Below are 26,538 nucleotides of genomic sequence, written 5' to 3'. Positions count from 1 at the left end.
ATTTTCGTGTCAAGAAGAACCGTGCCGCGCCGCCGTTCGCCCCAGGAGAAAAACTCCTCAGTTACGAGAAGGATCGCCGCAACAACTACGGCGAGAACGACAAGAGCTCGCGCAGGAACATCGCGCGTAACAAGCGCCACCGAGGCACTGGCCGCGCTCCGGAGTGGAGCCGATCCGGACTCGTGCGTGCGGGCCCAGGAACGGGTTGAGGGCCGCAGACCCACCGAACGCCATGTGTGCTCCAAGTGGCCTGATGAAACCCTCGCTCAGAACGTGCTGTGGAAACTCCAGGCGCGGGTGCGGGCCGAGGGGGAGGACGGGGCCAACGCCCGGCGCCTGGAACGGATCCGACGTGTTCACGCCCGTGTGCGCCGCCAGGACCCGACTGTCTGAGCGAGCCCCGCGCCCGTTGGTACGGGGCTCAGACGGGTCAGCCCAGCTCGTAGTCGAGGCTGTAGGGGAATGCCGTCTGCCCGTTGCGGTAGACGAAGCTTCCCGTGCCGGTGAGGCCGGTCAGTTCTCCGGTTCCGGTGCCGGCGACGACCTCGATCTGGCCGTGCACCGTCCCGTCCTCGCTGAAGGACCCCCGTTCGGCCAGTACGAAAGTGCCCGCACGCCCGTCCAGGGTTCCGGTCACCAGCTCCAGGCCGGTGAAGGTGCCGTTGGCCTCGTCCACGTAGACCACGGTGTACTCGCAGTTGGTGGCGGCCGCCTCGATACCACCGGAGAAGCTGTTGGTGACCGAGGCGCGGGCCAGCCTCGGATACGTCCCGGCCGGACCGACCTCCTCCTTCCATCCCTGGTAGGTGATGTCTCCGGCGAGCTGAGCGGACATGGCGGTATCCCTTCCTCGGTCCGCGCGCACGGTGCGCGCTGTCAAAAACAGCCTGGTCGCGGTACCTGACATGCTCTGTCAGGTATGTGAGACCATGCGCTCATGCGCGCTGACCGACTCCTGTCCCTGCTGCTGCTTTTGCAGAACCGGGGGCGGATGAGTGCGCCCGAGATCGCCGCTGAGCTGGAGGTGTCGGTGCGCACCGTCTACCGGGACGTGGAGGCGTTGGGCACCTCGGGGATCCCGGTCTACGCCGATCGCGGCCCCCGGGGCGGGTTCGCGCTGGTGGACGGCTACCGCACCCGCCTGACCGGGCTCAGCGGGACCGAGGCCCACGCGCTGTTCCTGGCCGGAACCCCCGCGGCCGCCGAGGACCTGGGATTGGGGGCGGTGCTGGCGACCGCCCAGCTCAAACTTCGTGCCGCCCTGCCCGCAGCCCTGGCCGAACGCACCCGGGCGGTGGCCGAACGGTTCCACCTGGACGCGCCCGCCTGGTTTCGCGAGGCCGATGAGGTGCCGCACTTGGCCGCGGTCGCCGGGGCCGTGTGGGATCAAAGGGTGGTGCGCGTGCACTACCGGCGCTGGCGCGGTGAGGTACGCAGGGAGCTGTGCCCGCTGGGGGTCGTGCTCAAGGGCGGGCTCTGGTACCTGGTGGCTCAGGCGGAGAGCGCAGCGGGGAACACGGAAAGGGCGCAGAGACCGGTACGAACCTACCGGGTCTCACGGTTCCTGGAGGTGGAGGTCACCGAGGAGCTCTTCGAGCGGCCCGCCGGATTTGACCTGGCCGCGTCCTGGGAGGAGTCCTCTCGCCGTCTGGAGGGGGCCGTGCGCCAGGGCATCGCGAGAGTGCGGCTCTCGCCCCGGGCCCGCGCACTTTTGCCGATGAAGTTCGGTGCCGCGGGCACCCGCGCATTGGAAGGTGCGGGGCCGCCGGACACCCAGGGGTGGGTGGAGGCGGATCTGGAGGTGGAGGCCTCGACCATCGCGGTTGGTGACCTGCTCAGCCTGGGCGCGGAAGCCGAGGTCCTGGGACCGGCAGAGATCCGGCAGGCCCTGGCCCGGGAGGTCGCGGCTCTGGCCACGCTCTACCCGGACTCGCTCTGAAGGCTCGGGGCCCGGCGGGTTCTGCGCTTGTGTCCACAAACGTCGGAGCCAGATGGTGGGATGTTCGGCATGAGCCGAACCTCCACTGAGCCCCTGGCCCCGCTGATCCGCCGTTGGCAGCGCGGGTGGGGGCTGGCCTCCGCTCTGGCGCCCGCCGAGGAATCCGACGGTGCCCTGCACGTGGACCTGGGACGGCCGGGCCGAAAGTCGGAGCGGATCGTGCTCGACGCCGACCAGTACCCGGAGCGGCTTCGGGCCCTGGCCGCCCGGGTCGCTGCCGCAGCGGAACCGGACTGGTTGACGGTACCCACCAACGACCCGGAACGGACGGTCCGGTTGGTAAGAGACGCCGGGCTGATGGTGGACCCCGGCCACGAGACGTTCATGAGCGCGGACCTGACCGCGCACCCCGCCCCCGGCGCTTGGGCGCCCTACACTGCCCGGCTGAGTGAGGAACACGTGGTTGCGGGGCGTGCGGCGGTGTTCAGAGCCCACCTGGCCGCACCCGGTGTCACGAGAGCGGCCAGCGGGATCGGGGCGTTGGTGGACACCGACCTGGTGGTCCACGCCATCAGGACCGAACCGGACCATCGCCGCCGCGGACTGGGTTCGGCGGTGATGGGGGCTCTGACCGAACGGGCCCGGGAGCACGGGGCCAAGGAGGGCCTGCTGGTCTCCACAGCACAGGGGCGCGAAATGTACACGCGGCTGGGGTGGCGGGTGCGGGCGAGTGTGGTGGTCGCACGCCGCGCACCCTGAGGAAAAGCGGGCGGAAAATGCGAGACTCGCCTTTGGGCCGGACCCGAAAAATATGTTTACATCATAGCAATACACTGGCAACACAAGGGGTGTCAGCCGCCGGTATGAGCCCTGAGCGGCGGCGCCTCCGCCTGCTTTTTTCGACGATCGCGGCTCCCGGCACAACGGAGTGTGGGGTGCCCGTTCCAGCAGTGAGAAGGGAACGCACTCGTATGCCGTTTTCCCATGGCGCCCGAGAGGACCATCACCCGGGTGTTCGCAGCGCCTACGAGCACGTGGCGCGTCGCAACCCTGACGAGCCGGAGTTCCAGCAGGCCGTACTCGAAGTACTGGACAGCCTCTCGCCCGCTCTGTCCCGCCACCCGGAGTACGCCGACGAGCGTGTCCTGGAGCGCCTGTGCGAGCCCGAACGGCAGATCATCTTTCGTGTGCCGTGGCGCGACGACCAGGGAAAGGTCCACGTCAACCGTGGTTTCCGAGTGGAGTTCAACAGCGCCCTGGGCCCCTACAAGGGCGGCCTGCGCTTCCACCCCAGTGTGAACCTGGGCGTGATCAAGTTCCTGGGGTTCGAGCAGATCTTCAAGAACGCCCTCACTGGCATGGGTATCGGCGGCGGCAAGGGCGGCAGCGACTTCGACCCCAAGGGGCGCTCGGCCACCGAGATCGAGCGTTTTTGCCAGTCCTTCATGACCGAACTCCACCGCCACCTGGGCGAGTACACCGACATCCCCGCGGGTGACATCGGTGTGGGCACCCGCGAGATCGGCTACATGTTCGGGCAGTACCGGCGGCTGAGCAACCGCTGGGAGGCCGGGGTCATCACCGGCAAGGGCCTGGACTGGGGAGGTTCGGCGGTCCGTACCGAGGCCACGGGGTACGGAACGGTGATGTTCACCGAGCGGATGCTGGAGCGCAACGGCCGCGACCTGAGCGACATGCGTGTGGTGGTGTCGGGTTCGGGCAACGTGGCGATCTACGCGGTGGACAAGGCCCAGCAGCTGGGCGCCACCGTGGTCGCTTGCTCTGATTCCAGCGGCTACGTGGTCGATGAGAAGGGCATCGACCTGGACCTGCTCAGGCAGGTCAAGGAGGTCGAGCGCGAGCGGATCAGCGCCTACGCCGAACGCCGCTCCGGAGCCGAGTTCGTCGAGGGCGGCAGCGTGTGGGACGTGCCGTGTGAGGTGGCGCTGCCCTCGGCCACCCAGAACGAACTCGACACCGACGCCGCCAAGACCCTGGTGGGCAACGGTGTGGTGGCGGTGGCCGAGGGCGCGAACATGCCCACTACCCCCGAGGCGGTCAAGGTGTTCCGCGAGGCCGGGGTGCTGTTCGCCCCGGGCAAGGCGGCCAACGCCGGTGGTGTGGCCACCAGTGTGTTGGAGATGCGCCAGAACGCGCGGCGTACCTCGTGGTCCTTCGACCACGCCGAGGCGGAACTGGCCCAGACCATGGCCGGGATCCACGACCGCTGCGAGGAGGCGGCCGAGCGGCACGGCGCCAAGGGCGACTACGTGCTGGGCGCCAACGTCGCCGGCTTCGAGATGGTCGCCGACGCCATGCTGGCCCAGGGGCTCATCTAGTCCTGAACCTGTTGTTCCCGTTGTTCCACAGGCCCTCTGGGAACCCGTTCCTCGGGTTCCCAGAGGGCCTGTGCCGTGGAACCGAACCGGGGCCTCGCAGGGCACCGGCCGGGAGGGTGACGGGTCAGGTCACCACAGGTGGTGGACCTGGGGGCGGATGAGGGCGTCGTAGACCTCGCGGACCTGCTGGTGGGTCTTGGCGTCCAGCGGCGGCAGCTGCGCGGCGGCGGCGTTGCCGCGGGCTTGGTCGCCGTTGCGGGCTCCGGGGATGACCACGCTGAGCCCGTCCTGGTCCAGGATCCAGCGCAGCGCGAACTGGGCCAGGGTGGCGCCCTCGGGAACCAGGGGGCGCAGGCGTTCGACGGCTTCCAGCCCGGTCTCGTAGTCGACACCGGAGAAGGTCTCGCCCTTGTCGAAGGCCTCGCCCTGGCGGTTGAAGTTGCGGTGGTCGTCCTGGCCGAAGCTGCTCGCGGCGGTGAACTTGCCCGAGAGCAGGCCGCTGGCCAGGGGCACCCGGGCGATGACGCCGACTCCAGCTGCCTTGGCGGCGGGCAGGACGCGCTCCAGGGGCTTGTGGCGGAAGGCGTTAAGGATGATCTGCACGCTGGCCACGTTGGGGCGGGCGATGGCGGCCAGGGCCTGGTCGCAGGTCTCCACCGAGACCCCGTAGGCGCGCATGCGGCCCTCGTCGACCATGGCGTCCAGGTCGTCGAAGACGGCGTCGCTGTCGATGACGGCCGAGGGCGGGCAGTGCAGCTGGACGAGGTCGATGGTGTCCACGCCCAGGTTGCGGCGCGAGTCGTCGTTCCAGGCGCGGAAGTTGCCCGAGTTGTAGTGGGCGGGCTCCTGGGCCATGCGGCGGCCCATCTTGGTGGCCACGGTCAGGTGGGGGTGGTCCTTGAGGAGTTGGCCGACCAGGCGCTCGCTGCGCCCGTCGCCGTAGACGTCGGCGGTGTCGACGAAGGTGACGCCTTCGGCCACGGCCGTGTTCAGGGCGTTCATGGCGTCGGTCTCGCTGACCTCGCCCCAGGCGGAGCCGATCTGCCAGGCGCCGAAACCGATGACGCCGACATCGGCGACGGTACCGAGTTCACGTTTGTCCATGAAGGTGATCCTAAGCCCTGTGGGATCGCTCCCAGCCAGGGCTTTCGACCCTGGTCGGGTCCGGGGCGGGTGGCGCGGGTGGGCTGCGGCTGGCGCCAGGGGTCGCGCAACTCGGCCTTCCGGCTGGTCCCGGGGCGGGCCCTGGTCAAGTCGGCCGTTGGAGCGGCCCTGTGGGCCCCGCCCGAGCCTTTGACCCCGGCCTGAGCGGCTTCGCACTGCCTCGGGGTGGACACCGCCTCGGTGGAGGAGGCGTTCGCGCTGTGGCGGTCCGAGATCGAGCACGTCCGGCAGATCTCGGCGGAACTGGAACTGGACGCGGTCGGCAAGACCCAGCGCCACGGCCAGGACTGCTCACACCGCTGGATCCTGGTGCACATGATCGAGGAGTACGCCCGCCACAACGGCCACGCGGACCTGATCCGTGAACGCATCGACGGGGTCACCGGAGAGTAGCCCGGCGCGACCCCACTCTGTTCGGGGACCTCAGCCTCTGAGGACTTCCCGGGCGATCGAGGCGAGGTCAGCGGGTGTACCGCCCATGATGAGGGCGGCGTGTTCGGTGACGGCCTCGATCGGCCAGTCCCACCACCGGGCCTGCCGGAGCAGCGCCACGTCCTGCTCCGAGAAACGGGTCCGGATCTGGCGGGCGGGGTTACCGCCGACCAGAGCGTAGGGCTCCACGTCCTTGGTCACGACGCTGTGCGCGGCCACGATCGCGCCGTCGCCGATGCTCACCCCCGGCATGATCGTGGCGCCGCGGCCAATCCACACGTCGTTGCCGATTCGGGTGTCCGGCGGCGCGGGGAGGGACAGGTAGGTGTCCAGGGTGCGTTCGGCCCACTCCCCACCGAACATGGTGAAGGGGTAGGTCGAGGGGCCGATGGTGGGGTGGTTGCCCGCAGGCATGAGGATCGTGGCACCGGGGGCGATGGCGCTGAAGCGGCCGATCACCAGGCGTTGAGGTCCGTAGTTGTACAGCACGCACGCCTGCTCGAACGGCACCCCGCTGCCCTCGTCGTCGTAGTAGGTGTACTCGCCGACCTCGATCAGCTCGGAGGTGACCTGGGCCCTGAGGAAGACCACGTTGGTCAGGTCCGGGCGGGTGGTGGGGTGCAGACGGTTCGGGTCAGGGGCGGGGCACGGGTCTCCTTCTGCGCTGGACTTCTTCTGCACTGGGTCTTCCCGCAAGGGTTCGGGAAGCGGTTCGAGGTTAGCGACTCGGTGACCGGGCAGGTCAATCGGTTTTCGCCGCGAGTTCGTTCGCGGTTCCAGATCCAGGGTTTTGATGGCACAGCCAGGGCACGGAGAGAGGGCCCCAGCTCCTGCTGGGGCCCGAGAAAACATTGCCATCTACCGGCGGCTGCCGGTCTTCCGCTTTCCTGGGTCAAGCTGGGACGGGAAAGCGGGGATCGCGGTTTGGGTGACCGTGGATCACCTTCCTCCGAACCGAGGCCTGCGGCACCGGGGCGGGGTAGTGCGCGCACCCGGAGGTTCTGATGGCAGCGCTCCTCTCCGGCTCGCTTCAAAGCTTCGTACCACTACCGTGCTCCCGGCTCGGGCGGGTGACAACCATGCGTTGGTCAAACCTTTCTTGGTCTTCTCGGCTTTGGCCCCGCAGAGCCGAGTGCCAGGATGGCGAGGTCACAGCCGCTCAAGTCGTGGTGGGGAGGAGCCGTCGATGGGGCCCAAGCAGAGCGGAGTCGAGGAGGTCGCCGCATCGGTACGGGCCGTGAGCGCGCAGATCATCGACCAGGACACCCGTTTGGGCGCCCGTGACGTGGTCGGCACAGCGGTGCGGGCCGCTGCCCGAGCACACCGCACCGCCACGACCAGGTTCGGCGGCGACCGGGATGTCCTGGCAGCCGCCGCCGAGGCGCACCAGATCTCCGGATGGGTCGCCTTCGACTCCGAGCTCCAGGACCTGTCCCGGTACATGAGCGTGCGCGCCCTGCACCTGGCCAGGGCTGCCGGGGACCGGCCCATGGAGTACTTCGTGCTCAGCCAAATGGCCCTGCAGGACGTCCACCTGCGCCAACCGGTCGAGGCCGCGCAGATCTGCGAGAGCGCCCTGACCAAGGCCCGGGGGAGCGTGGCCACCCTGTTCACCCTGCGTGCCGCCCGCGCCGCGGCGCAGACAGGCGAACACCGCCGAGCCCGGCGCCTGATCCGCGAGACCCGCGAGCGCCGCCTGGATGGCCCCCGTCCGGGCGACCCTGCCTGGACCTGGTGGCTGACCGAAGCGGAGATCAGCTGGCACCACGGCATGATGCACGCCGATACCGGTGCCTGGGGTCAGGCCGCCGAACACTTCGCCGAAGCCTGCCGGCGCACGCCACAGCAGGGCCGCTCGGCCGCCGTCTACCGGGCGAGCCTGCTATGCGCACTGGCCAGGGCGTGCTCCTGGACGGAGGCCGAGAAGGTGCTGGTGCACGACGTTCTGCCTCACCAGGACACGGTGGCTTCGGTACGCACCCAGCGCATACTGAACCGCGCCGCCCACCTCCTGGACGCGGCCCGGAAAAGACCCTCCCTACGCGAGACAGCCCGTCAGCTCCACCGGCATCCCTGATCGGGGCGCCGATCGTTGCCCAGCTTGGCTCAGGGCAGGGACTTGGACAGGTCCTTGACCACGGTGCGTTCGGGGGTGAAGCGGACCAGACGGGCGTCGTCGGCGTAGTACTGGAAGTCCGGGTGCCAGGCGCTCTCGTCATCGCCCAGGTAGCGCCGGAGTTTGCGTCTGCTCAGCACCGGGTCGAAGGGCACCACTTCGGCTCTGCCGCGCATGATCACCTGCAGGAACTCCATTCGCTCCAGGTCGCAGGTGTCCACCACCACGGCCGCGCGCGGATCGCGTTCCAGGTGCTTGGCCATGACCGCGTACTCCCCGGTGATCCACCAGAGAACTCCCTCCTCCCACAGGAACCAGACCGGTCTGACCGTCGGTGACCCGGAGGCGTTGGTCGTGGCCACCCGGGCGACCAGGGGTCGGGCGAGGAAGGAGTCGACGTCGAAGGGAGGTGTCTGCTGGGTAGTGCTCGCGGAATCGGTCACTTTTCCACAGTAGGGAGGGCATGACAGGGAGAGAAGGGGGATCTTCAAGCCTGTGGATAACCTCCGTTCCCGGGAATGGAATCGCCGGCCGCCGGGTTTGCGGGGCGCTCTCCGATGTCGTAGGCCGTCGATACTGTTCCCGCATGAGTTTCGCGCTGATGACCTACGTGGTCGACCTCGATGTCCTGCATGCCTCCGTCGGCTCCCAGGACGACAAACTTCGTCGGATGATCGGTGGCCGGTTCAAGCAGCACCTGGACTTCTACGACTCCCAGTTCGACCACGTCACCGACGAAGGCGGGCCCAGCATCCGCGATGCGATCCGCGCGGTCATCGAGGGTGGGCCCTTCGATGAGCAGTACGGCTTCATGTACGGCTACGCCTACAAGTGGATCTGCGAGTTCCACGGGCGGTTCCTGGACAACAGCGACTTCTCCCCGATGAGGGCCGGTTGGCTGGAAACCGTCGACGAGGGCCTGAAGGGGCTGGGGGTGAGCGCGGTCAGCGTCACTGGACTCAGTTACGGAGGCCCTCCCGCGCCGATTCCTTCGTCTGGCATGGAGTCTGGGTGCGGTGAGTGGAGCCTCGAGGAGTGCCAGAAGGCTCTCGAGCAGTGGGAGGCCGTCACGGACGAGGCCAAGTCCGACCTTGACCCCTACGTGTTGGAGGCCGCGCAGTCCGCCATGGAGTGGTGCCGTACCGCTGCCACTGTCGGGCGGGGCGTCGCCGGTTTCTTCAGCTGATGCCTCCGCGGGGCCGAGGGGAGCAGGTTGGAGCACCTCGGTCAGCTGCGTCCGTCCGCTCCCGCTCAGCAGTGCGTGCTCAGTAGTGACCGATCAGGCCACTGGTGTGGCTGACCTGCACGGTGTGGGTCACCCAGCCCCGGCTGGTGCGCTGGTGCAGGAGGAAGCCGGTGGGTTCGTGCACGTAACCCACCGGGGCCCTTGCGCTCCTGACCAGCCCGCTCTGCCGGTAGGTGCTGGGCCCGGTCGTCAGCAGGCTTGCGCCGAAGGCGCTGGTGGTCGGCCGGTGCACGTGGCCCGCCAGGACCCGCACGACGTTCGGGTGACGGGCGACCACCTCCTCCAGGGCTGGGCCGTCGTCGAGGCCCATACCGTCCAGGAAGGGGATGCCGACGGGGGCGGGCGGGTGGTGCACACACACGAAGGTCGGAACGTCGGGGCGCCGTGCCAGTGCTGAGTCCAGCCAGGCCAGCTGCTCGGCCCCCAGTTGCCCGTTGGGGGAGCCGGGGATGAGGGAGTCCAGGACGATGACGGTGACCTCGGCGTGCTCCACGAGGTAGCGGGTGTCGCCGTGTTCGCCCAGGTGCGGGCTGTCCTCGAAAGCCGAGGTCAGGGCTTCGCGGTCGTCGTGGTTGCCGGTGGCCAGGTGCAGGGGGAGCGGGAAGTCACCGATGACCTCATGCAGGGCGGTGTATTCGTCGGGGCGGCCGTGGTCGGTGAGGTCCCCGGTGATGACCACGCAGGTGGGTCGGGGGTCCAGGGCCAGGACCCGGCTGAGTACTCGGTGCAGTCCGGCAGCGGGTTCGGCGCCGAGCACGCCGGTGGTCAGGTGCGGATCGCTGAGGTGTGCGACGGCGGGTGCGGATGAGGGGGTCATGATGGCCACGGTGCCCCCGAACCGGGTTCGTCGGCAACCGGTTTCCCCGAGGGTGCAAGGCTCGGCCGCCGGGGACAGGTACCTGGAGGGCGGGGTCCCGCAGGCCGGGCCTGGCCGTTCCCTGACACCGGCTTTCACCGCTGTTTCCCTGCTCGGTTGGAGGATGCAAGTATCAGCAACCGCCAGAGGTGAGAACCATGTTCGCGCAGTTCATCGCAGCCAAGGTGTCGGACCAGGCGGCCTACACCGAGCACATGCGGCACTGGCACCAGGAGCAGTCCGAGCGCGCCGACGGATGGCTCATGGGCATCGGGGGTGTGACGGCCGAGGGCAAGAGCGTCATGATGGTGCTGTTCGAATCCGAGGAGCAGGCGCGCCGCAACAGCGACCGTCCCGAACAGAGCGACTGGTGGAGGGCGCTGCTGACCTGTCTGGAGGGGACCCCCGAGGTCATCGACAGCGCCATGGTGGACCGCTTCGGCTCCGGGAACCTGATGCAGGCGGGGTTCGTGCAGTTCATGCGGGGCCAGGTCCAGGACCAGGGGCGGGCACGGCACCTGGTCCAGCAGATGAGCGATGACTTCATGCCGATGCGCCCCGACATCATCGGTTCCGTCTGCGTGTGGTACCCGGGTGGATTCGTCGACGCCGTCTGCTTCACCTCCGAGGCCGAGGCCCGGCGGGGCGAGAGCCAGCCGTTCCCCGACGAGCTCGCCGAGGCCTGGGGGCAGATGGAGGCGATGATGTCCGACCTCTCCTACTACGACCTGACCGAGCCGGTGCTGATGAGCCGGGAGCACGCCCCGGCCTGAGCGGTCGGCCGCGACGGTCCCTCCCCGGGCGGCGCCCGCTCACTGCTGGGGCAGGGCGGCGCGCCACTGGTCGACGGCCGGGTTCAGGTACTCGGCCAGGACCGGCAGCTTGGGGACGAGTTCGAGGGTGGCGATCACGCGCAGCATCCCTACGGCGTTCACGAAGGCCAGCACGTCCTCGTCGAGCTCACGCTGACCGTTGCGGCGCGCGCCTCGGTTGTAGGCGGCCTCCAGCTCCGGGCCCAGCGCGGCCAGGTCCCACTCCACCGGGCCGTAGGAGACCAGCTCGAAGTCGGCGTAGCGGTCCCCGTCCGTGGCGGCGAAGATGTTCGCGGGCGGGGAGTCACCGTGGATGGGTTGCAGGTCGATGCCGGGGAACGCCTTCTGGAACTGCTCTTGTGAGCTGAAGATCGGCTCCAGAGCCTCCCACTCGCGGCGGGCGCGTGCCAGGTCACCGGGGGAGATGAGGCCGGGCTGCTTCTCCAGCTGTGCGAGGGCGGCTGAGAGCGAGCGCGGCTCGGCCGCGCCCAGGAAGTTCAGCTGGCCGGGGTAGTCGCGTAGGGCGGTGTGCAGGGTGGCGGTGCTCTCGGCGTTGGCCGCGTAGTCGGGTTCCTTGTCGCGGTTCTCCGGAACGTACTGCCAGAAGGTGATGGAGAAGCCGTCGCGCTGGACGGGTTCGCGGGGAACGAGCGGGCTGGGCGGGAGCACGGGGACGCCCTGGTTGGCCAGCCACCGGGTCACGTCCAGTTCCGAGCGCTGGCGTCGGGAGACGGAGTCCAGGCTCACCGAGTCGGGCAGGACGGTGGGGATGCGGGCCACCACGGGTTCGGGTTCGAGGTGGACGACCACGGAGAACAGGTCGTGCAGCAGGCGGGGCTCGGTCACCATGAGCCCGAGCTCGCGTCCGGCCGCGACAGCGGCGTCCACTGCCGCGGAGGTTCGGCTGGCGAGCTGTTCTTGGGTGAGGAATGCGGTCATCAGGTGATCATTCCACGCCCAGGAGCTGGGCGGATGCCACCTGGTGTGCTGTGTCGGCCCGGTCGAGCCAGTCGCGGAGGAGCGCCCCGACTACCTCTGGCTGCTCGAGATGCACGTTGTGCCCGGCGGCGTCCAGCACGACGAAGCTCCCGCGGGTGTAGTGGTCTCGCAGCGCTGGCCCGTCCTCGAACCCGACCACCTGATCCTGGCGGCCGAAGACGTGCAACGACGGCGCTTCGAAGGGTTCCTCGGCTTCGGCCTCCGGCGCAGGGGCTTCCGTGTAGCGCGCACGGAGGCGTTCGAGGACTTCCTGATTCGCGCCGCGCAGGCCGGGGAGCGCGAATCGCTGGAAGCGTTCCAGAGCCTCGGAAGTGTGCACGACGGCGATCCCGGCGAAGTCCTCCCGAGCATCGCCAGCACGCTCAAGGACATCGGCGTCGTGGAGGGTGATCTGGGGCTCCGGGAGCTGCCGCAGTGCGTGGTTCGCTTGGAAGACGCCCGCGAGCGTTGCGAGACCGAGGCACTGAGAACGAAGTGCGTGCGCGACATGCCGGGCGATCATCGCGCCGAACGAATTACCCACGATCGCGAAGTCGCCTTCGCCGACGATCTCCCGAATTTCGCTGACGATGGCGTCAGCGAGCTCGCGCGGAGACTGCTCCACGGTGTCGTCAGCGCCTTCCGCCCACGGAAGATCCAGGTAGATCCGCTGCCAGGCCCGCCCCTGGATCATGTCTTCGAGCGGGAGCAGGATCCGGTGGTCGACACCGAACCCGTGGACAACGATGAGCGGTGTGCCTTCTCCATGAACCTGAGCGATCATCGGTCGAATCTATCGGCTGCTGCTCGGTGGTGGGCCGGGGGATCGACCCACCACCGAGCAGCACTCAGGGTCAGGAGCGAGGTACTTCGGCAGCGACCAGCCGCGCGAAGGTAGCCCACTCACTGGCCCCGACAGGGAGGAATCCCAGGTGGGGGTACTTGGAGTCACGGATAGCGGCTCCGGTGGGTAGGTCCGCGACCTCTACACAGTTCTCTCCGCCAGAGGAATAGGAGGACTTCCGGAACTCCAGCAACATGTTCAGGCTCGCTTGTCGTGCTCGGCGGCGATGGAACCGATGAGGTCGAGTGACCTCTGCGGGTCCAGTGCCAGGTTCTGGACGGCGTCAAAGATCAGTGCGTGCTTGTCGACGTAATCTTCGTCCTCAACGTACAACGCCTCCACCACAGTGGGGATTGAGACTATGCCCGGCTCTGGACGAGGGAAATCGAACAGGGTGAAAGCACCGTCGACCGCAGGGTGAGCCCCGGATTCATCAGCGATCACTAGCAGTGTCACCTTGTAGTGCGCTGCCATCCCGATCAAGAAGCGCAGCTGTTCTGCCATGATGCTGTGCGAGCCCACAACCTTGCGTAGCGCAGGCTCATCAATGACTGCCGTCAGCTGTGGCCCTTGCGGTAGGTCCAGTACCGCTCTACGAGCCATCCGTGATTCCACTTTGCGGTCGATCTGTTCGGGCGGAACAACTTGGCTGGCCAAGGAGACAGCAGCGGCATAATCCGGCGTTTGCAGCAAGCCGGGGATGAGAACAACCTCGTAGGTCCGAATTCGGACTGCTTCCGCTTCCAGGTCAGGCAGTGCCCCTGGAAAAAGGTCAGCGTATTTGTGCCAATCGCTGCGCCCGCGAGCCTCCTCGGCCAGACTGAGAAGATGCGCGCGGTCGTCGCCCTCCACCCCGTAGAGGTCAAGCAGAGCCTCGATCTCGTCGCGCTTGGGGAACTTCCACTCATTGCGTTCGATGCGGGTGAGCCGAGCTCCCGAGGTCCATCCCATGCTCTTCGCCACCTCTGTGGCCGTGAGCTCTCGCGTCTCGCGCAATCTCCGGAGCGCTGCCGACAATCGACGCCGACGCACGCCTGGCGACTGGCTCGCAGTCACGTGGACCCCCGCTCTCTTTGCTGTCTGGGTGTTTCGATCGTAGACCCAGCTTGGTCTAGAAAAAATCTTTGCACACAAGCAAAACTAGCTTGAAACCTTTGCGCGCAAGAACAATACTGAAGTTAGACGCGCACCTCTACCTGGTGCCAACTCCTCTCTGCAAGGAGCTGACTTCATGGCGTCATCTACCGCTGCCTGCATCTTGAGCGAGGCCTACACCGAGGTCGTCCAGGTCATCCAGGGTGGTGAGCCCGACGAGGACGGCATGCCGCTGGCCGGTCTGATCTCCCCGTTCGCCTCGACCCTGCGGAACCAGCGCTGCGCCTGCACCTGCGCCCCGCTGCCCTACGGGTTCTGGGAGATGCTGGACCGCCTCAACCCCTACGGCTACAAGAGCGACATCTGGCTGCGTGTCCTCATCGCCAACGAGAAGGCGCCTCCGCTGCCCGAGGGAGCCACGCTCATCGACACCAGGCGGGTGACGTACCAGATCGCATGAGACCCAACGACCGTGTGAGTCGGCGGCATCACCACGTACGGTGGTGCCGCCCGTTCGCATGGCCGCACCAAAGTACGGGGGGCGGAGTGAAAACCCTTTGGTCGCAGGGGATCGGGGAACCACAATGACCCCATGGTCGATCGACACTTCTCCCACCCGGACCTGGCTGAGCTGTACGACTACTTCAGTCACTGGCAGGTCTCCCCGCAGGATGACTTCTACCTCGACCTGGTGATGAACGCCCGCTCCGTTCTGGACGTGGGGTGCGGTACCGGCAAGATCCTTCGGGTGGCGCGCAAGCGCGGGCACACCGGGCGGCTGGTGGGACTGGACCCGGCCAACGCGATGCTGGACGTGGCCAAGGAGGACCGGGACGACATCGAATGGACCCTGGGCGACCTGGTCGCGGGCTCCTACGGCGGGGAAGCCGAACCGCTGCAGGAAGGCGGGTTCGATCTGGTCTTCATGTCTGGGCACGCCTTCCAGGTGTTCCTCACCGACGACGATGTGCGCGCCAACCTGACCGCGGTGCGGCGGTTGCTGGCCGAGGACGGCCGGTTCGTGTTCGAGACGCGTAACCCCGCCGCACGTGGTTGGGAGGCCTGGAGTCCCGAGCGGGTGCGCACCGTGGACGGTCCCGACGGGTTCAAGGCGACCTGCGTGCACCGCCTACGCGAGGTGGCGGGCGACCTGGTCACCTTCACCTCCGACTACAGCGTCGAGGGCTGGGCCGAACCCGAGGTCGTCCACAGCACCCTGCGCTTCCTGGACGCCGAACGCCTGAACACCTTCCTCGCCGAGGCCGGACTGAAGGTGAGCGCCCAGTACGGCTACTGGGACCGCAGCCCACTCACCGACACCAGCCCGGAGATCATCACCTTCACCCGCCTCGCCTGAGCGTCACCCCGAAGAACGGCCGGAACCCATCGGCAGAGAATGGGGCCTCCCTCACCTGGGCGGGTGCCGGTCTTCCCTGGTTCGTGGCGACGGGACGGCGGAGGTCACGCGCTGCCCCTAGCCATTGACGGCGTACAGGCGGGCGCCTTCGCAGGGCAGGCCGGGGGAGGCGTTCTCCGGGCTGGACTCGCCGACTCCGTCGGGGATGCAGGCGACCAGGACGGTGATGCGCAGCCCTTGCCAGTCCTGATCTTCCTGAGGCCTCCCCTCTCCGGGGATGGAGGCCACGTGGACGGTGCCCAGGCCGGGCGGTCCCCAGTGGGGTTCGGACACGAACGCGTTGAAGGGACCACCGTCCACGAAACGCACGTGATGGTGGGGGTGGTTGTCGAGACTGCTGGTGAGCAGCGTCTCGGTGAGTTCCTCTTCGAAGGCTCGCCGGTGGCTGGTGGTTCGCTCACCGGTGTCGAGTCGGAAGATGCTGGACGCGTTCCCGTCGCAGTTGCCGAAGACGACCTCCTCCGCGGAGGCGTGCTTCAGCTCTCCCTGGCAGGCGGGCAGTGTGAAGTGGCTCAGGTACTCGCCGTCCTGGGTCAGCCGGAGGAGGCCTTCTCGGAAGTGGAGGAGCAGGTGCTGGTCGGTGGCGTTGACCGAACGCAGCTCGGTCTCGAGGAAATCGACCTCAGCGGTACCGTCCTCCTCGCGCAGGTCCTTGTTCCACGACAGCTCACCGGTAGCGGGGTCCACCATGTACAGCTGGGGGTTCTCGGCGTACAGGACTCCTTCGGGGGTGCCCGCCGCGAGGGACAGGCCGGGGTCGGTCACCGTGTGGATCGGAAACGTGTAACCCCCTCGGTAGCGGACGAAGTGGTCCGCCTCTAGCGGCTGTGACCAGCGCATTTCGCCCTCGGTCTCGCATGTGGGCTGATCGTCTTCGCCTTGCCCCTCCTGACCGTCATCCGGAAGGCACAGCTGCTCTTGGTCGGGGCTGATCTCGGAGCTGGTGGGGGAGTAGCCCCGCTCCTCCACGTACTCGACCACCGGGCCGGGGGCGGGCCAGGTGATGGGGGTGTCCTCGGGAGGTTCCGAGCAGGCAGTGGCGGCAAGGACGGCAATGGCCAGCAGGGTGCTGGGGAGCGGGGAAGGGCGACGCATGCGAGGCAGAATATCCATGTCCGATCGCCGGGACCGCGGAGGCAACGCCTGGGATCTGCGTGCCCTGTCTCTGCCGCAGGCGACCCCGTCGCGGTTCGATTGAACGCTCTCGCTAGGGTCATCCCGACCGGACGGCAATCGGGATGGAAAGCGTGGCATGGCAGAGCAATCGGAACCCGAGCGCCCCCCGAAGTCTCCGCTTGCGCAGCGTAATCTGACCCCCGACCCGGGGTTGCCCTCGCTGCCACACCCGAGTGTGTACGTGCTGGTTCTCGCGATCTTCGCGGTTCCCCTACTGCCCTGGGCGCTGATCGCCGCGCTGGTGGCGCCGGGATTCGTTGCCGACAACGGTGTGTTCATCGACGGTGAGCCGTGGCTGTTCGCGCCGCTCGGCGAGCTGGTTTCCACATGGGTGTTCTGGACGGTGGGCCTGGGCCTTGCGATGACCGTGGCTCTTTCCTGGGGAACGGCCGCTCGGCTTCTTACGGACGCGACCATGGGGCGTGTGCCGCGGATCAACCCGGCGTTGACGAGGTCGCTGCAAGGGCTGCCCCTGACGCTGGGCGCCGCCGCGCTGACCGGCACGGTGCTGTACGGGGCCGACCGCGCGTTGCTGACGGTGTTCGAGGATGTCCCCGGGTTCTGGCGCTACTTCCTGGGCACGGTGCTCCTGGCCTACCTGGCACCGCTCTGGTACCCGACCGTGTTCGCGCATGTGGGCGAGGGGACGGTGTGGGGAAGCCAGAGCTGGTCCCGCTTGCGTCAGGCAGGGCTGCTCACCGGATGGGAGTCTGTGGGCTGGGTCCTGCTCGCACCGCTGGGCGCGTTGCCTCCGGTACTCATGCTGAACCACGCGCTGTCTCTGCCGTGGGTGCTGTTCGGCGCCCTGGCCGCCCTGCTGGCACTGGCCTCGGCGTTGGTCGGGTTCACCTTCGCGGCACTGCGTACCCGGACTGGTTTTCCCGTCCCCGAACCCCTGGTGACACCGAAGGTGTGGGGCAGCACGGCCGGGGTGCTCGTGGCCTGTGTGATCCTGCCTGCCGGTGTGTACGCCCAGGCGCAACCGGACGATCGCGGGCAGGGCCCGACCATGGAACGGGAGTCGACCGACTTCAGGCTCGGTGTCTTGCCGCAGACCTTCCACCTACCGAAGGACGGGGCCTACGCCGTCGTCGGGGACAGCCTGTTCCTCTGCGAGGACAACAGGTGCGCGGACATCGCTGACGGTGCCAGGTGGACCAGCTCGGAGGGAGGACCGACGAAACCGGACCCGATCGCCGTCGGGGTGTCGGGCAACGCGGTCGTCACCGCTTCCCTGCCGGACACGCGTGGGGACGAAGGTTACGCCGACGGTTCGGTGGTGCTGGAGAACGTGTGTGTCGAGACGATGCCCTGTGCTCTCGGCGGCCCCTGGGAGTTGGAGGCGGCTGCCGAGCCGGAGGGAAGGTGGAACCTGCGGGAGCAGCCGGAGTTCGAGTCCACCGAGCGCACCTGGCAGGGGGAGACCGAGCTCTGGGGAACGGTCAGCGGAGAGCACACACTGGTGGTCGCCACCCTGCCCGTCTCCACCAGCTCCGACGATGCGCACCTGACCCTGTACGGATGCCTGACGCAGGGGTGCTCCGAACCCTTCTCCGCGGTGCTGGACGTGTTGGGGTCCCACCAGCTGAATGACCGCGAGCTCGCCCGGCGCCAGGATCCCGGTGCCCTAAGCCGGAACTACCCGGGACTGGTGGACGCGGCGATCTCCTCCGAGGGAGATCGGGTCAGCGTCACCGTCAGCGAGCCCGCGAACGGGGCCGTGACCCTGTACAGCTGCGAACTACCCGGATGCGATCAGGTTACCGAGACTGAGCTGGTCGCCGCCTCCGCCGCCAGCACGATTGAGAGCCTCTGGCAGTCCAGCGCGAACACGCACATAGGCGCTTCGGTGGAGGTGCGCCCGGACAGGACCCCGGTGGTGGTGTACCTGGACCGTACGGACGGATCGGTGCAGTTGGTGGACTGCGGCGATGGCGCGTGCTCGGACTTCACGACGATCGAGTTGTTCGGCCCCTCCTGGGAACGAACCCCGCCCGCCTTGGCCCTGGATTCGGCCGGGCTGCCGCAGATCGCGACCCATGACGTGGCCTCACGGGAGCTGGTCTACCTGGCGTGCGCGGACGCGGAGTGCGCGGAGTACGAGCGGTCCGTGGTGGACAACATCCCGGCACGCCCCGGGTGGGTGGCGCTGGAAATGGATGAGCGGGACCGTCCTCACCTGGCCTGGTACCGGAATCCCGGCGGGCGCGAGGACGGCACGGTGGAGGTCGCACGCTGCGAGCAGGCCCACTGCGCGGGCTGAACCCGGCCGGACCGCGTCGCTCCAGGAACCCGCCCGGCAGCCTTCCGAAAGTCGGTGTGCCGGGGGGCGGGCCTGGCCTCGATTGCGAACGCTCATACATGGCGCCCATGGCCGCCCCGGAGAGGTTTTCGCGCTCCTCGGGGGTGCCGTATGTGAGTGTGCGCTAGTGGTTGACCGCGTACAGGCGGGCACCCTCGCAGGGCACGCCGGGGGAGGGCTGTTCCGGGCTGGCCTCACCCATCCCGTCGGGCACACAGGCGACCGCGATGGCGATGCCGTTGTCCTGCTCGTCCGCTTCCTCGACCGGGACGGAGATCAATGGAATGGTGCCCAGGCCGGGCGGGCCACGGTGGTAGTCGGTCGCCAGGGCGGTGAAGGGGCCCTCGTCCACGGCCTCCACGTCGAGGAGGCCGCGGTGGAGGCTGCTGGTGAGCGGCGCTTCGGTGAGGTCCTCGTCGAAGGCCCGCCGGTTGCCGGTGGTCCGCTCACCGGTGTCGAAGCGGAAGATGCTGGAGGAGTTGTTTCCGCAGTTTCCGAGGACGACCTCCTGATCTGAGGCGTACTCCAGGTCCCCCTGGCAGTCGAGCAGCAGGACGCTGTCCAGGAAGTCGCCGTCCTGGGTCAGCCGGATGAGACCGCCCTCGAAGTGCAGGATCAGGTGGTCTTCGGTGGCGTTGGCCGAGCGCAGGCCGGTTCCGAGGAAACCGATCCGCTCGCGTTCCTCGGGTTCCCCTGAGGCGGCCTCCTCGTGGAGGTCCTTGGTCCACAGCAACTCACCGGTGGCGGGATCCACCATGCGCAGCAGGGTGTTCTCGGCGTACAGGAGTCCGGCGGGGGTGGCCACCGCGTGGAAGTCTCCGGTTCTGCTCCGGCTGTCGTCGGTGGGCACGGTGCCGGTCGCCGGGTGGGACAGCATGGAGTAGCCCATGAAGAAGTAGTCGCCTTCCAGCGGAAGCGACCAGCGCAGTTCACCGCCGGACTCGCATTCGGTCCGGTCGTTGGCGGCGGGGTCGTCACCGCTCGGATCTTCCATCCCGTCCGCTCCTTCGATTCCTTCGCCCGGCAAGCACAGCTGTGCTTCGTCGGGGCTGATCTCGGAGCTGGTGGGGGAGTATCCGTGCTCCTCCAGGTACATGACCCCCGAATCGGGGCGGGGGCCAGCGGCGGGAGCGTCCTCGGGAAGCACCGAGCAGGCGGTGGCGGTCAGGATGGAAACGGCCAGCAGTACGCAGGGGAGTGGAGAGGGACGGGGCATGCGAGGCAGAATATCCATGCCGGATCGCCGCCCGACCCCCGGGAGGAGGTGCACGTGTTCTTCTTCTATAACAGCCGCTGGGGCTGCATGACGTCCCTGCTAGTCTCGGCAGCTGTGACCTTGCTGCTGCTGTACCTGCTGGGCTGGATCTGACTCGGCCCGGCCCCAGGAGCCCCTCCCTCAGGGATCTTCCTGGCAAAGGCGCTCATCCCGGGACCCCGGGTAGGCCGTCGATGCTGGCGGCGTTGCGTTCGCGCCAGTAGTCGTCGAAGTACTGCGGGTCGCGGCGCTCCTGGGCGCGGTCCAGGATGTCGCGGTCACCACGCAGGTCCATCAGAGGCACGGACCACCCGCAGGAGTCCGAGATCCGTTGGACGTCCACGACGACCACCGAGCGCTGGCCGAGGGTGCGCTCCTTGGTGAATCGGGCGCGCAGTTCGGCGAACTCGGGGTCGGCGGGCAGGACGGCGCGGCCGCGCCCGTGCAGGCGGACGATGTTGGGCGGCCCTTCGAAGGCGCAGAACATCAGCACGACGCGGCCGTTCTCGCGCAGGTGGGCGATGGTCTCGGTGCCCGAGCCGGTGTAGTCGAGGTAGGCCACCCGGTGCTGGTCCAGAACGGCGAAGGTGCCGCCCATGCCCTTGGGGGAGACGTTGACGTGGCCGTCGGCGTCCAGGGGCGCGGTGCCGACGAAGAACACCGGTTGGTTGAGAAGGAACTGTTCCAGCCGGGGGCCGATGGAGTCGTGGATTTTTCCCATGGCGGTCAGTCTGGCACGCGGGTGTTCCCCGGGCCCAGGGCTTATTCGCCGGACGCGTTCACCCCCCGGAGGCGGTGTCGATGCGGTGCTGCATGCCGTCCAGCAGGGCGTCGAGGCCGAACTGGAAGGACTCCCAGGCCTCCTGTTCCAGGTAGGGCTCATCGGGGTCGATGTTGTCGAAGGCACCGCTCTGGGTCATCAGGGCCAGGGTGGGGAAGCGCTCGGCGAAGTCGTCGGAGACCTCCTCCAACTGCGCGGAGCGGGCATACCACCACTCGTCATCGGGCACGCCGGTGACGGTCGCGGAGTGGCGGGCCTCGGCGGCGGTGCGGACCATGCCGCGGAGCAGGTTGAGGATGCTGCCGTAGGCGCCGCTGATGGCCTTGGGCGGCAGTCCGGCGCGGTGCAGCACCGCGGCCATGGATTCGTAGTGCCGGTACTCGTTGGGGCCCAGGACCGGGCGGGCCTGGGAGATCTCCAGGACCCAGGAGTGTCGCAGGTAGAAGCGCCACAGGTCGCCGGCCTGGGCCAGGACTTCTTCGCGCCACCCGGTTTTGTCGGTGGTGGTACCTAGGCTCGGGGTGTGGGGCGACCGGTCTTCCCGCTCGCGGACCAGCTCGGCGAAGGCGTGGTCGTACATGAGGTCGATGAGTTCGTTCTTGCTGGCCACGTAGGTGTACAGGGACATGGCGGTGCGGTCCAGGCGTTCGCCCACGGCGCGCATGGACAGGGCCTGCATGCCCTCGGTGTCGGCGACCTCGATGGCGGTCTCCACCACCAGGTCCACGCTGAGCTGCGATTTGGGGCCGGGGCCAGTGCGTTCGGTTCCTTCGTGGTCACGCCACAGCAGAGCCATGGAGCGGCGCGGGTCACCCTGCCCGGCGTAGATCACCACTTTCATCTCCTTGCGGAATAAACTAATGTTCGCTGGCTGTTAGTTTACCGCATAAGGATTTCTTCGGCCCTCTGAGGAGCAGCTTGTCTTCCGAATCCACCACCACGGCGGACACCCACGACACCATCCAGGTCCGCGGGGCCAGGGAGAACAACCTCGACAACGTCTCCGTCGACATCCCCAAGCGGAGGCTGAGCGTCTTCACCGGGCTGTCCGGCTCGGGTAAGTCCTCGCTGGTCTTCGGCACGATCGCTGCCGAGTCCCAGCGGCTCATCAACGAGACCTATACGGCGTTCCTGCAGTCCTTCATGCCCAGCGTGGGCCGCCCCGACGTGGACTCGCTGCGCAACCTCAGCGCGGCGATCATCGTGGACCAGGAGCGCATGGGCGCCAACTCGCGCTCCACGGTCGGCACCGCCACCGACGCCCACGCCATGCTGCGCATCGTCTACAGCCGAGTGGGCACCCCGCGCCTGGAGCCCTCCAGCGTGTTCAGCTTCAACAACTCCGAGGGCATGTGCCCTGAGTGCGAGGGGCTGGGCCGCACCAACCAGGTCGACCTCGACGAGCTCTACGACCGCGAACTGTCCCTGAACGAGGGCGCCATCACCGTCCCCGGGTTCGCGGTGGACAACTGGTACTGGCAGATCTTCGCGAACTCGGGCCTGCTGGACGCGGACAAGAAGCTGCGCGACTACACCGACCAGGAGTGGCAGGACTTCCTGCACAAGCCGATCACCAAGGTCAAGGTCGGCACCAGCAACCTGACCTACGAGGGCTTGGTCCCCAAGATCAAGCGGACCTACCTGGCCAAGGACCGCGAGAAGATGCAGTCCGCCATCCGCGCCTTCGTGGACCGGGCCGTGGTCTTCTCGGTCTGCCCCGAATGCGAGGGCACCCGGCTCAACGCCGCCGCCCGGGAAGTCAAGGTCAACGGGCGCACCATCACCGAGTGCGCGTCCATGCAGATCAGCGACCTGGCCGAGTTCGTCCGCGAGATCGACGAGCCTGCCGTCAAGCCGCTCGTGGACACACTCGGCCACACCCTAGAGTCGCTGGTGGAGGTGGGACTGGGCTACCTCAGCCTGGAGCGGGAGTCGGGCACGCTGTCCGGCGGTGAGGCCCAACGGGTCAAGATGGTGCGCCATCTCGGCTCCAGCCTCAGCGACGTCACCTACGTCTTCGACGAACCCACCGTGGGCCTGCACCCGCACGACATCGAGCGGATGAACAACCTCCTGCTCAGCCTGCGCGACAAGGGAAACACCGTGCTGGTGGTCGAGCACAAGCCCGAGACCATCGCCATCGCCGACTACGTCGTGGACCTGGGCCCGGGCGCCGGGCCCACCGGCGGCACCGTCACCTACACCGGCGACGTGGCCGGGCTGCGCGCCTCGGGCACCCTGACCGGCGACCACCTGGACCACCGGGCCCAACTGCGGGAGAGCGTGCGCACCCCCACCGGGAGCATCCCGATCCGTGGGGCCAGCACCCACAACCTCCAGGACGTGTCCGTGGACATCCCCCTGGGCGTGCTCACCGTGGTCACCGGGGTGGCGGGTTCGGGCAAGAGCTCACTCATCCACGGGGCGCTGCCCGGCCGCGAGGGCGTGGTGGTCGTCGACCAGTCCGCCATCCGGGGTTCGCGCCGCTCCAATCCGGCCACCTACACCGGGCTGCTGGACCCTATCCGTACCGCCTTCGCCCGCGCCAACAAGGTGAAGTCCTCCCTGTTCAGCGCAAACTCCGAGGGGGCGTGCGCCGAGTGCAAGGGCGCCGGGGTGATCTACACCGACCTGGCCATGATGGCCGGGGTCGCCTCCACCTGCGAGCGGTGCGAGGGGCGCCGGTTCAAGGGCGAGGTGCTCGAACACAAGCTGCGCGGCAAGGACATCAGCCAGGTCCTGGCCATGTCCGTGGTGGAGGCGCGCGACTTCTTCACCTCCGGCCAGGCCCGCACCATTCTGGACCGGATGTACGACGTCGGCCTGGGCTACCTGGGGTTGGGCCAGCCGCTGACCACCCTGTCCGGCGGTGAGCGCCAGCGCCTGAAGCTGGCCATCTCCATGGCCAAGAAGGGTGCGGTGTACGTGCTGGACGAGCCGACCACCGGCCTGCACCTGGCCGACGTGGACCGGCTGCTGGCGCTGCTGGACCGTCTGGTGCGGGACGGCAACACGGTGGTGGTGATCGAGCACCACCAGGCGGTCATGGCCCACGCCGATCACCTGATCGACCTGGGCCCGGGCGCCGGACACGACGGCGGCCACGTGGTCTTCGAGGGCACCCCGGCCGAACTGGTGGAGCGGGGCCAGACCCTGACCGCCCGTCACCTGCGCACCTACCTGGGGCTTTAGGGGCAACAGTTCAGGGAGCAACAGGCAGAGCCGATCGGGGCCGCCGCCGGAGGTCTTCCGGTGGCGGGCCCGTCCTCGTGCCAGGGGTGGAGGTCAGGAGGTCACCGGCGCGGCCTTGCGGGCGCGGGCGATCGTGTAGTGCAGGTCGTTCAGATTGAACAGTGGTTTCATGGTTCTCAGAACAATCGCAGCTGCAATATCAACCAAGAGAGCGTCAGTACTCCGGTTTGACCAATGATGTTTTTCGGTGGTTTTCACGGACAGGCGGGCGATCTAACCGGTAGAGTACCGTACTAGATCGGCATCCTTGTTTTTGGCCTAACGCACGGCCTCGTGCAGTCGACGGACGGAATCCTCCGTTTTTCCTATGCCCCATTCTCTTCGTTATTTTAAAATTTTGCGAACGGAAACGTATGTAACGCTACATGTGATCCCAGGAACAGCGATGATCATATGATGCGGCCATGTTGAGACGTCGACACAGCACGTAGTAGTCGCAGATCGTAAAGGGATCCCAACCCGAAGGAACTGGGCTTTCAACCTCCGTGGTTGAGTGCTGCCTTTACCAGACCCAGCCATCACCACCTAAGGAGGTGACCTTGATGGCTACGTTTCACACAGGACAGAAGACCCACCAAGCCGTGCTTCCTCAGCGGCCTGCTCTGGAATCCGTGCCAGCAGACACTCCCCGGATCGGGAACGAAACGGGGCACGGACACTACTGCCACGCGGTGGTACCCGGTGTGGAACATGGTCGAGGGGAGACCACCAGCACCTCACCTGGTGCCGGTGGCGTCACCCCCGAGCCCGCAGGGGCCGGGGAGCCGCACCGTGAGGTGCGCACCATTCACCCGTTCGTGTTCGTCCTCGACAAACACGGCCGTCCCTTGCAACCCTGCTCACCTGCCAGAGCCCGCAAACTCCTGGCGAAGGGCCGGGCCGTTGTCGCCCGCCGTACCCCGTTCACGATCCGGCTCAAAGACCGCACGGTCGCTGAGTCCGAAGCCGACGGTGTGGAGGTCGGTATCGACCCGTGCTCCCAGCACACCGGCATCGCCGTATTCACCAACCAAGCAGGGGAACGTCGAGGCCGCTTCAGCCTCCAGCTCGAACACCGCGGCGCCCGAATCAAAAAGAAAATGGGCCAGCGCGCCGCATACCGGCGGCGTCGGGGTGCGAACCTGCGCTACCGAGTGCCCCGGTTCGACAACCGCACCCGCCCCAAGGGGTGGTTGCCCCCGTCCCTGAAACACCGGGTGGACACGACTGTCGCGTGGGTGGATCGGCTTAGCCGGTGGGCGCCCGGGCGGGCAGCGCCGCCGTCACCCGCAGGCCGGGGATGAACTACTTCGAGTCCGTGTACCCGCCCGGCGCCTACTCCAGCCAGAACGCCGAGTACGTGCGCCACCAGGGCCACGAGATCGGCAACGTCGTCAGCGGGGTGCTCACCGTGGACCTCGGCTTCGACACCTACGAACTCCACCCGGGTGACTCCATCACCTACCCGTCCACCACCCCGCACCGCATCTCCAACCAGGGCACCCAGGACGCCGTGGCCATCTGGCTCAACCTGGACTGACGCTGTCGGCCGACGTGCCCGAAAAATCGCGGGCGCGCGTCCGGGGCTTTCTGGAATGCTGTCCGGATGCTGATCAGAGAAGCCGAAGCCTCGGACTGGGCCCAGATCTGGCCCTTCATGCACCGGATCGTCGCGGCGGGGGACACCTTCACCTACCCGGCGGACATGGACGAGAAGCAGGCGCACGACGGGTGGCTGCTGGCCTCGCCCGACCGGACGGTGGTCGCGGTGGACGACACCGGGACGGTACTGGGTACCGCCAAGATGAACCGCAACCACATGGGCAACGCCGCGCACATCGCCTCGGCCAGTTACATGGTCGATCCCGCCCACTCTGGGCAGGGGGTGGGCCGGGCTCTGTGTGAGTACTCGCTGGAGTGGGCTCGCGATCAGGGCTACCGGGCCATGCAGTTCAACGCGGTGGTGGAGACCAACACCCGCGCGGTGCGGCTGTACGAGTCACTGGGCTTCGGGGTGGCGGGCACCCTCCAGGAGGGTTTCCGCCACCCCGAGCACGGATACGTGGGGCTGCACATCATGTACCGCACGCTCTGAGCTGACGCTGGGGCGTTCGGCCGGGTCAGGTGTGTTCGTCGAAGCGCTCGCGGGCCCGCTCGACCTCGGGCATGGTGACCGTGGTCCAGCGCAGGAGCGCGTCGATGAGGTCCTGGAGCGTTTTGCCCAGCAGCGAGATCCGGTACTCCACGGCCAGGGGACGCGTGTTCACGACGACCCGGTCCACCATCCCGTTGCGCTCCAGGCGCCGCAGGGTCGCGGTGAGCGACTTCTGGGTGATGACCGGGATCGCCCGGCGAAGCTCGTTGAAGCGGGAAGGGCTTTCACACAGGCGGTCCAGGACCTGCAGCGACCACTTGTCGAGTACCTGGTCGAGGAGTTCGCGGTGCTGCGCGGTGATCTGGGTGGTGGGCTGGGGCGGGGTGGTTTCCGGCATGATACCTAGTCTCGTTGAGGTTCCCTTCGGCTACCAAGTAGACATGGGATACCTACTCGGTGC

General features: G+C 67.7%; 26 protein-coding genes and 2 pseudogenes. 14 read left to right on the top strand and 14 right to left on the bottom strand.

The window, feature by feature from the left end; translation table 11 throughout:
• Nucleotides 1-430: 430 nt before the first annotated feature.
• Nucleotides 431-835 carry a DUF3224 domain-containing protein gene (locus tag D457_RS0108940; RefSeq protein ID WP_017580313.1) on the bottom strand — a complete coding sequence of 135 codons (405 nt, stop codon included), beginning with the start codon at nucleotides 833-835 and terminating at the stop codon, nucleotides 431-433.
• 102 nt (nucleotides 836-937) lie between these two features.
• Between D457_RS0108940 and D457_RS0108935 the strand changes: the two genes are divergently transcribed.
• The 3 genes from D457_RS0108935 (at nucleotide 938) to gdhA (ending at nucleotide 4,278) form a co-directional block, all read left to right on the top strand.
• On the top strand, nucleotides 938-1,939 hold the full coding sequence (locus D457_RS0108935) for a helix-turn-helix transcriptional regulator (protein WP_017580312.1): 1,002 nt from the start codon (nucleotides 938-940) through the stop codon (nucleotides 1,937-1,939).
• Nucleotides 1,940-2,008: 69 nt separating this feature from the next.
• Complete coding sequence (locus D457_RS0108930; protein ID WP_026116478.1) at nucleotides 2,009-2,698, top strand: GNAT family N-acetyltransferase; 690 nt, start codon at nucleotides 2,009-2,011, stop codon at nucleotides 2,696-2,698.
• Nucleotides 2,699-2,910: 212 nt separating this feature from the next.
• The gene (gene gdhA / locus D457_RS0108925; protein ID WP_017580310.1) at nucleotides 2,911-4,278 is read left to right on the top strand and encodes an NADP-specific glutamate dehydrogenase; all 1,368 of its coding nucleotides are present in this window, start codon (nucleotides 2,911-2,913) and stop codon (nucleotides 4,276-4,278) included.
• A 129-nt stretch (nucleotides 4,279-4,407) separates the two neighbouring features.
• Here the strand turns inward: gdhA and D457_RS0108920 are convergent, their stop codons facing one another.
• Nucleotides 4,408-5,382 (bottom strand): aldo/keto reductase, encoded by a 975-nt coding sequence (locus D457_RS0108920; protein ID WP_017580309.1) that lies wholly within the window; start codon nucleotides 5,380-5,382, stop codon nucleotides 4,408-4,410.
• A 225-nt stretch (nucleotides 5,383-5,607) separates the two neighbouring features.
• On the opposite strand from D457_RS0108920, the pseudogene D457_RS32170 reads away from it, so the two are divergent.
• Nucleotides 5,608-5,835: pseudogene (locus D457_RS32170) on the top strand (mycothiol transferase); the annotation flags it as partial.
• 30 nt (nucleotides 5,836-5,865) lie between these two features.
• Here the strand turns inward: D457_RS32170 and D457_RS37445 are convergent.
• Complete coding sequence (locus D457_RS37445) at nucleotides 5,866-6,555, bottom strand: CatB-related O-acetyltransferase (RefSeq protein WP_017580307.1); 690 nt, start codon at nucleotides 6,553-6,555, stop codon at nucleotides 5,866-5,868.
• Between the two features lie 505 nt (nucleotides 6,556-7,060).
• Between D457_RS37445 and D457_RS0108905 the strand changes: the two genes are divergently transcribed.
• Entirely contained in the window at nucleotides 7,061-7,951 is an 891-nt protein-coding gene (locus D457_RS0108905) for a hypothetical protein (protein ID WP_017580306.1), read from the top strand.
• 29 nt (nucleotides 7,952-7,980) lie between these two features.
• Here D457_RS0108905 and D457_RS0108900 read toward each other — a convergent pair whose 3' ends face one another.
• Nucleotides 7,981-8,433: a pyridoxamine 5'-phosphate oxidase family protein gene (locus D457_RS0108900; RefSeq protein ID WP_017580305.1), complete on the bottom strand. Its 453-nt coding sequence runs from the start codon at nucleotides 8,431-8,433 to the stop codon at nucleotides 7,981-7,983.
• Between the two features lie 143 nt (nucleotides 8,434-8,576).
• Between D457_RS0108900 and D457_RS0108895 the strand changes: the two genes are divergently transcribed.
• Complete coding sequence (locus D457_RS0108895) at nucleotides 8,577-9,176, top strand: DUF7691 family protein (RefSeq protein ID WP_017580304.1); 600 nt, start codon at nucleotides 8,577-8,579, stop codon at nucleotides 9,174-9,176.
• Between the two features lie 79 nt (nucleotides 9,177-9,255).
• On the opposite strand, the gene D457_RS0108890 is transcribed toward D457_RS0108895, so the two are convergent.
• Nucleotides 9,256-10,053: a phosphodiesterase gene (locus D457_RS0108890; RefSeq protein ID WP_039831126.1), complete on the bottom strand. Its 798-nt coding sequence runs from the start codon at nucleotides 10,051-10,053 to the stop codon at nucleotides 9,256-9,258.
• Nucleotides 10,054-10,250: 197 nt separating this feature from the next.
• Between D457_RS0108890 and D457_RS0108885 the strand changes: the two genes are divergently transcribed.
• On the top strand, nucleotides 10,251-10,865 hold the full coding sequence (locus tag D457_RS0108885) for a hypothetical protein (RefSeq protein WP_017580302.1): 615 nt from the start codon (nucleotides 10,251-10,253) through the stop codon (nucleotides 10,863-10,865).
• Nucleotides 10,866-10,904: 39 nt separating this feature from the next.
• Here the strand turns inward: D457_RS0108885 and D457_RS0108880 are convergent, their stop codons facing one another.
• From D457_RS0108880 to D457_RS0108870, 4 genes are all read right to left on the bottom strand, one after another.
• Complete coding sequence (locus tag D457_RS0108880) at nucleotides 10,905-11,843, bottom strand: phosphotransferase (RefSeq protein ID WP_017580301.1); 939 nt, start codon at nucleotides 11,841-11,843, stop codon at nucleotides 10,905-10,907.
• A 7-nt stretch (nucleotides 11,844-11,850) separates the two neighbouring features.
• Entirely contained in the window at nucleotides 11,851-12,666 is an 816-nt protein-coding gene (locus D457_RS32165; protein ID WP_017580300.1) for an alpha/beta fold hydrolase, read from the bottom strand.
• 70 nt (nucleotides 12,667-12,736) lie between these two features.
• Nucleotides 12,737-12,922, bottom strand: a complete 186-nt coding sequence (locus D457_RS34580) for a DUF397 domain-containing protein (RefSeq protein ID WP_083926699.1) — start codon at nucleotides 12,920-12,922, stop codon at nucleotides 12,737-12,739.
• A gap of 2 nt (nucleotides 12,923-12,924) precedes the next feature.
• Nucleotides 12,925-13,782 carry a helix-turn-helix domain-containing protein gene (locus D457_RS0108870; protein ID WP_083926698.1) on the bottom strand — a complete coding sequence of 286 codons (858 nt, stop codon included), beginning with the start codon at nucleotides 13,780-13,782 and terminating at the stop codon, nucleotides 12,925-12,927.
• A gap of 175 nt (nucleotides 13,783-13,957) precedes the next feature.
• On the opposite strand from D457_RS0108870, the gene D457_RS0108865 reads away from it, so the two are divergent.
• Nucleotides 13,958-14,281, top strand: coding sequence for a hypothetical protein (locus tag D457_RS0108865; RefSeq protein WP_026116476.1), 324 nt, complete (start codon nucleotides 13,958-13,960; stop codon nucleotides 14,279-14,281).
• 132 nt (nucleotides 14,282-14,413) lie between these two features.
• Complete coding sequence (locus D457_RS0108860; protein ID WP_017580297.1) at nucleotides 14,414-15,178, top strand: class I SAM-dependent DNA methyltransferase; 765 nt, start codon at nucleotides 14,414-14,416, stop codon at nucleotides 15,176-15,178.
• Nucleotides 15,179-15,295: 117 nt separating this feature from the next.
• On the opposite strand, the gene D457_RS0108855 is transcribed toward D457_RS0108860, so the two are convergent.
• Nucleotides 15,296-16,333 (bottom strand): hypothetical protein, encoded by a 1,038-nt coding sequence (locus tag D457_RS0108855; RefSeq protein ID WP_017580296.1) that lies wholly within the window; start codon nucleotides 16,331-16,333, stop codon nucleotides 15,296-15,298.
• Nucleotides 16,334-16,595: 262 nt separating this feature from the next.
• Here D457_RS0108855 and D457_RS0108850 point away from each other — a divergent pair, with 262 nt between their 5' ends.
• Entirely contained in the window at nucleotides 16,596-18,677 is a 2,082-nt protein-coding gene (locus tag D457_RS0108850; RefSeq protein WP_017580295.1) for a hypothetical protein, read from the top strand.
• A gap of 163 nt (nucleotides 18,678-18,840) precedes the next feature.
• On the opposite strand, the gene D457_RS0108845 is transcribed toward D457_RS0108850, so the two are convergent.
• The 3 genes from D457_RS0108845 to D457_RS0108830 all read right to left on the bottom strand — a co-directional run bounded on the left by D457_RS0108845 (nucleotide 18,841) and on the right by D457_RS0108830 (nucleotide 21,587).
• A complete protein-coding gene (locus D457_RS0108845) occupies nucleotides 18,841-19,932 on the bottom strand; it encodes a hypothetical protein (protein ID WP_017580294.1) in 1,092 nt (363 codons plus the stop codon).
• A gap of 205 nt (nucleotides 19,933-20,137) precedes the next feature.
• Nucleotides 20,138-20,692: a pyridoxamine 5'-phosphate oxidase family protein gene (locus D457_RS0108835; RefSeq protein ID WP_017580292.1), complete on the bottom strand. Its 555-nt coding sequence runs from the start codon at nucleotides 20,690-20,692 to the stop codon at nucleotides 20,138-20,140.
• A gap of 58 nt (nucleotides 20,693-20,750) precedes the next feature.
• On the bottom strand, nucleotides 20,751-21,587 hold the full coding sequence (locus D457_RS0108830) for a TetR/AcrR family transcriptional regulator (protein ID WP_026116475.1): 837 nt from the start codon (nucleotides 21,585-21,587) through the stop codon (nucleotides 20,751-20,753).
• Nucleotides 21,588-21,670: 83 nt separating this feature from the next.
• Here D457_RS0108830 and D457_RS0108825 point away from each other — a divergent pair, with 83 nt between their 5' ends.
• The 4 genes and pseudogenes from D457_RS0108825 to D457_RS0108815 all read left to right on the top strand — a co-directional run bounded on the left by D457_RS0108825 (nucleotide 21,671) and on the right by D457_RS0108815 (nucleotide 26,078).
• A complete protein-coding gene (locus D457_RS0108825) occupies nucleotides 21,671-23,944 on the top strand; it encodes an ATP-binding cassette domain-containing protein (protein ID WP_017580290.1) in 2,274 nt (757 codons plus the stop codon).
• Between the two features lie 602 nt (nucleotides 23,945-24,546).
• Nucleotides 24,547-25,287 (top strand): RNA-guided endonuclease IscB, encoded by a 741-nt coding sequence (gene iscB, locus D457_RS34575; RefSeq protein ID WP_239646047.1) that lies wholly within the window; start codon nucleotides 24,547-24,549, stop codon nucleotides 25,285-25,287.
• A pseudogene (locus D457_RS32160) lies at nucleotides 25,278-25,523 on the top strand (cupin domain-containing protein); the annotation flags it as partial. The gene iscB and the pseudogene D457_RS32160, both read left to right, overlap by 10 nt.
• Nucleotides 25,524-25,589: 66 nt before the next feature.
• The gene (locus D457_RS0108815) at nucleotides 25,590-26,078 is read left to right on the top strand and encodes a GNAT family N-acetyltransferase (protein WP_017580288.1); all 489 of its coding nucleotides are present in this window, start codon (nucleotides 25,590-25,592) and stop codon (nucleotides 26,076-26,078) included.
• A 25-nt stretch (nucleotides 26,079-26,103) separates the two neighbouring features.
• On the opposite strand, the gene D457_RS0108810 is transcribed toward D457_RS0108815, so the two are convergent.
• Entirely contained in the window at nucleotides 26,104-26,475 is a 372-nt protein-coding gene (locus tag D457_RS0108810) for a winged helix-turn-helix transcriptional regulator (RefSeq protein ID WP_017580287.1), read from the bottom strand.
• Nucleotides 26,476-26,538: the final 63 nt, after the last annotated feature.

The organism is Nocardiopsis valliformis DSM 45023, from assembly GCF_000340985.1.
Lineage (GTDB): Bacteria > Actinomycetota > Actinomycetes > Streptosporangiales > Streptosporangiaceae > Nocardiopsis > Nocardiopsis exhalans.
Note: the sequence above shows the minus strand (reverse complement) of the source record. Positions and strands in the feature narration are given on the sequence as shown.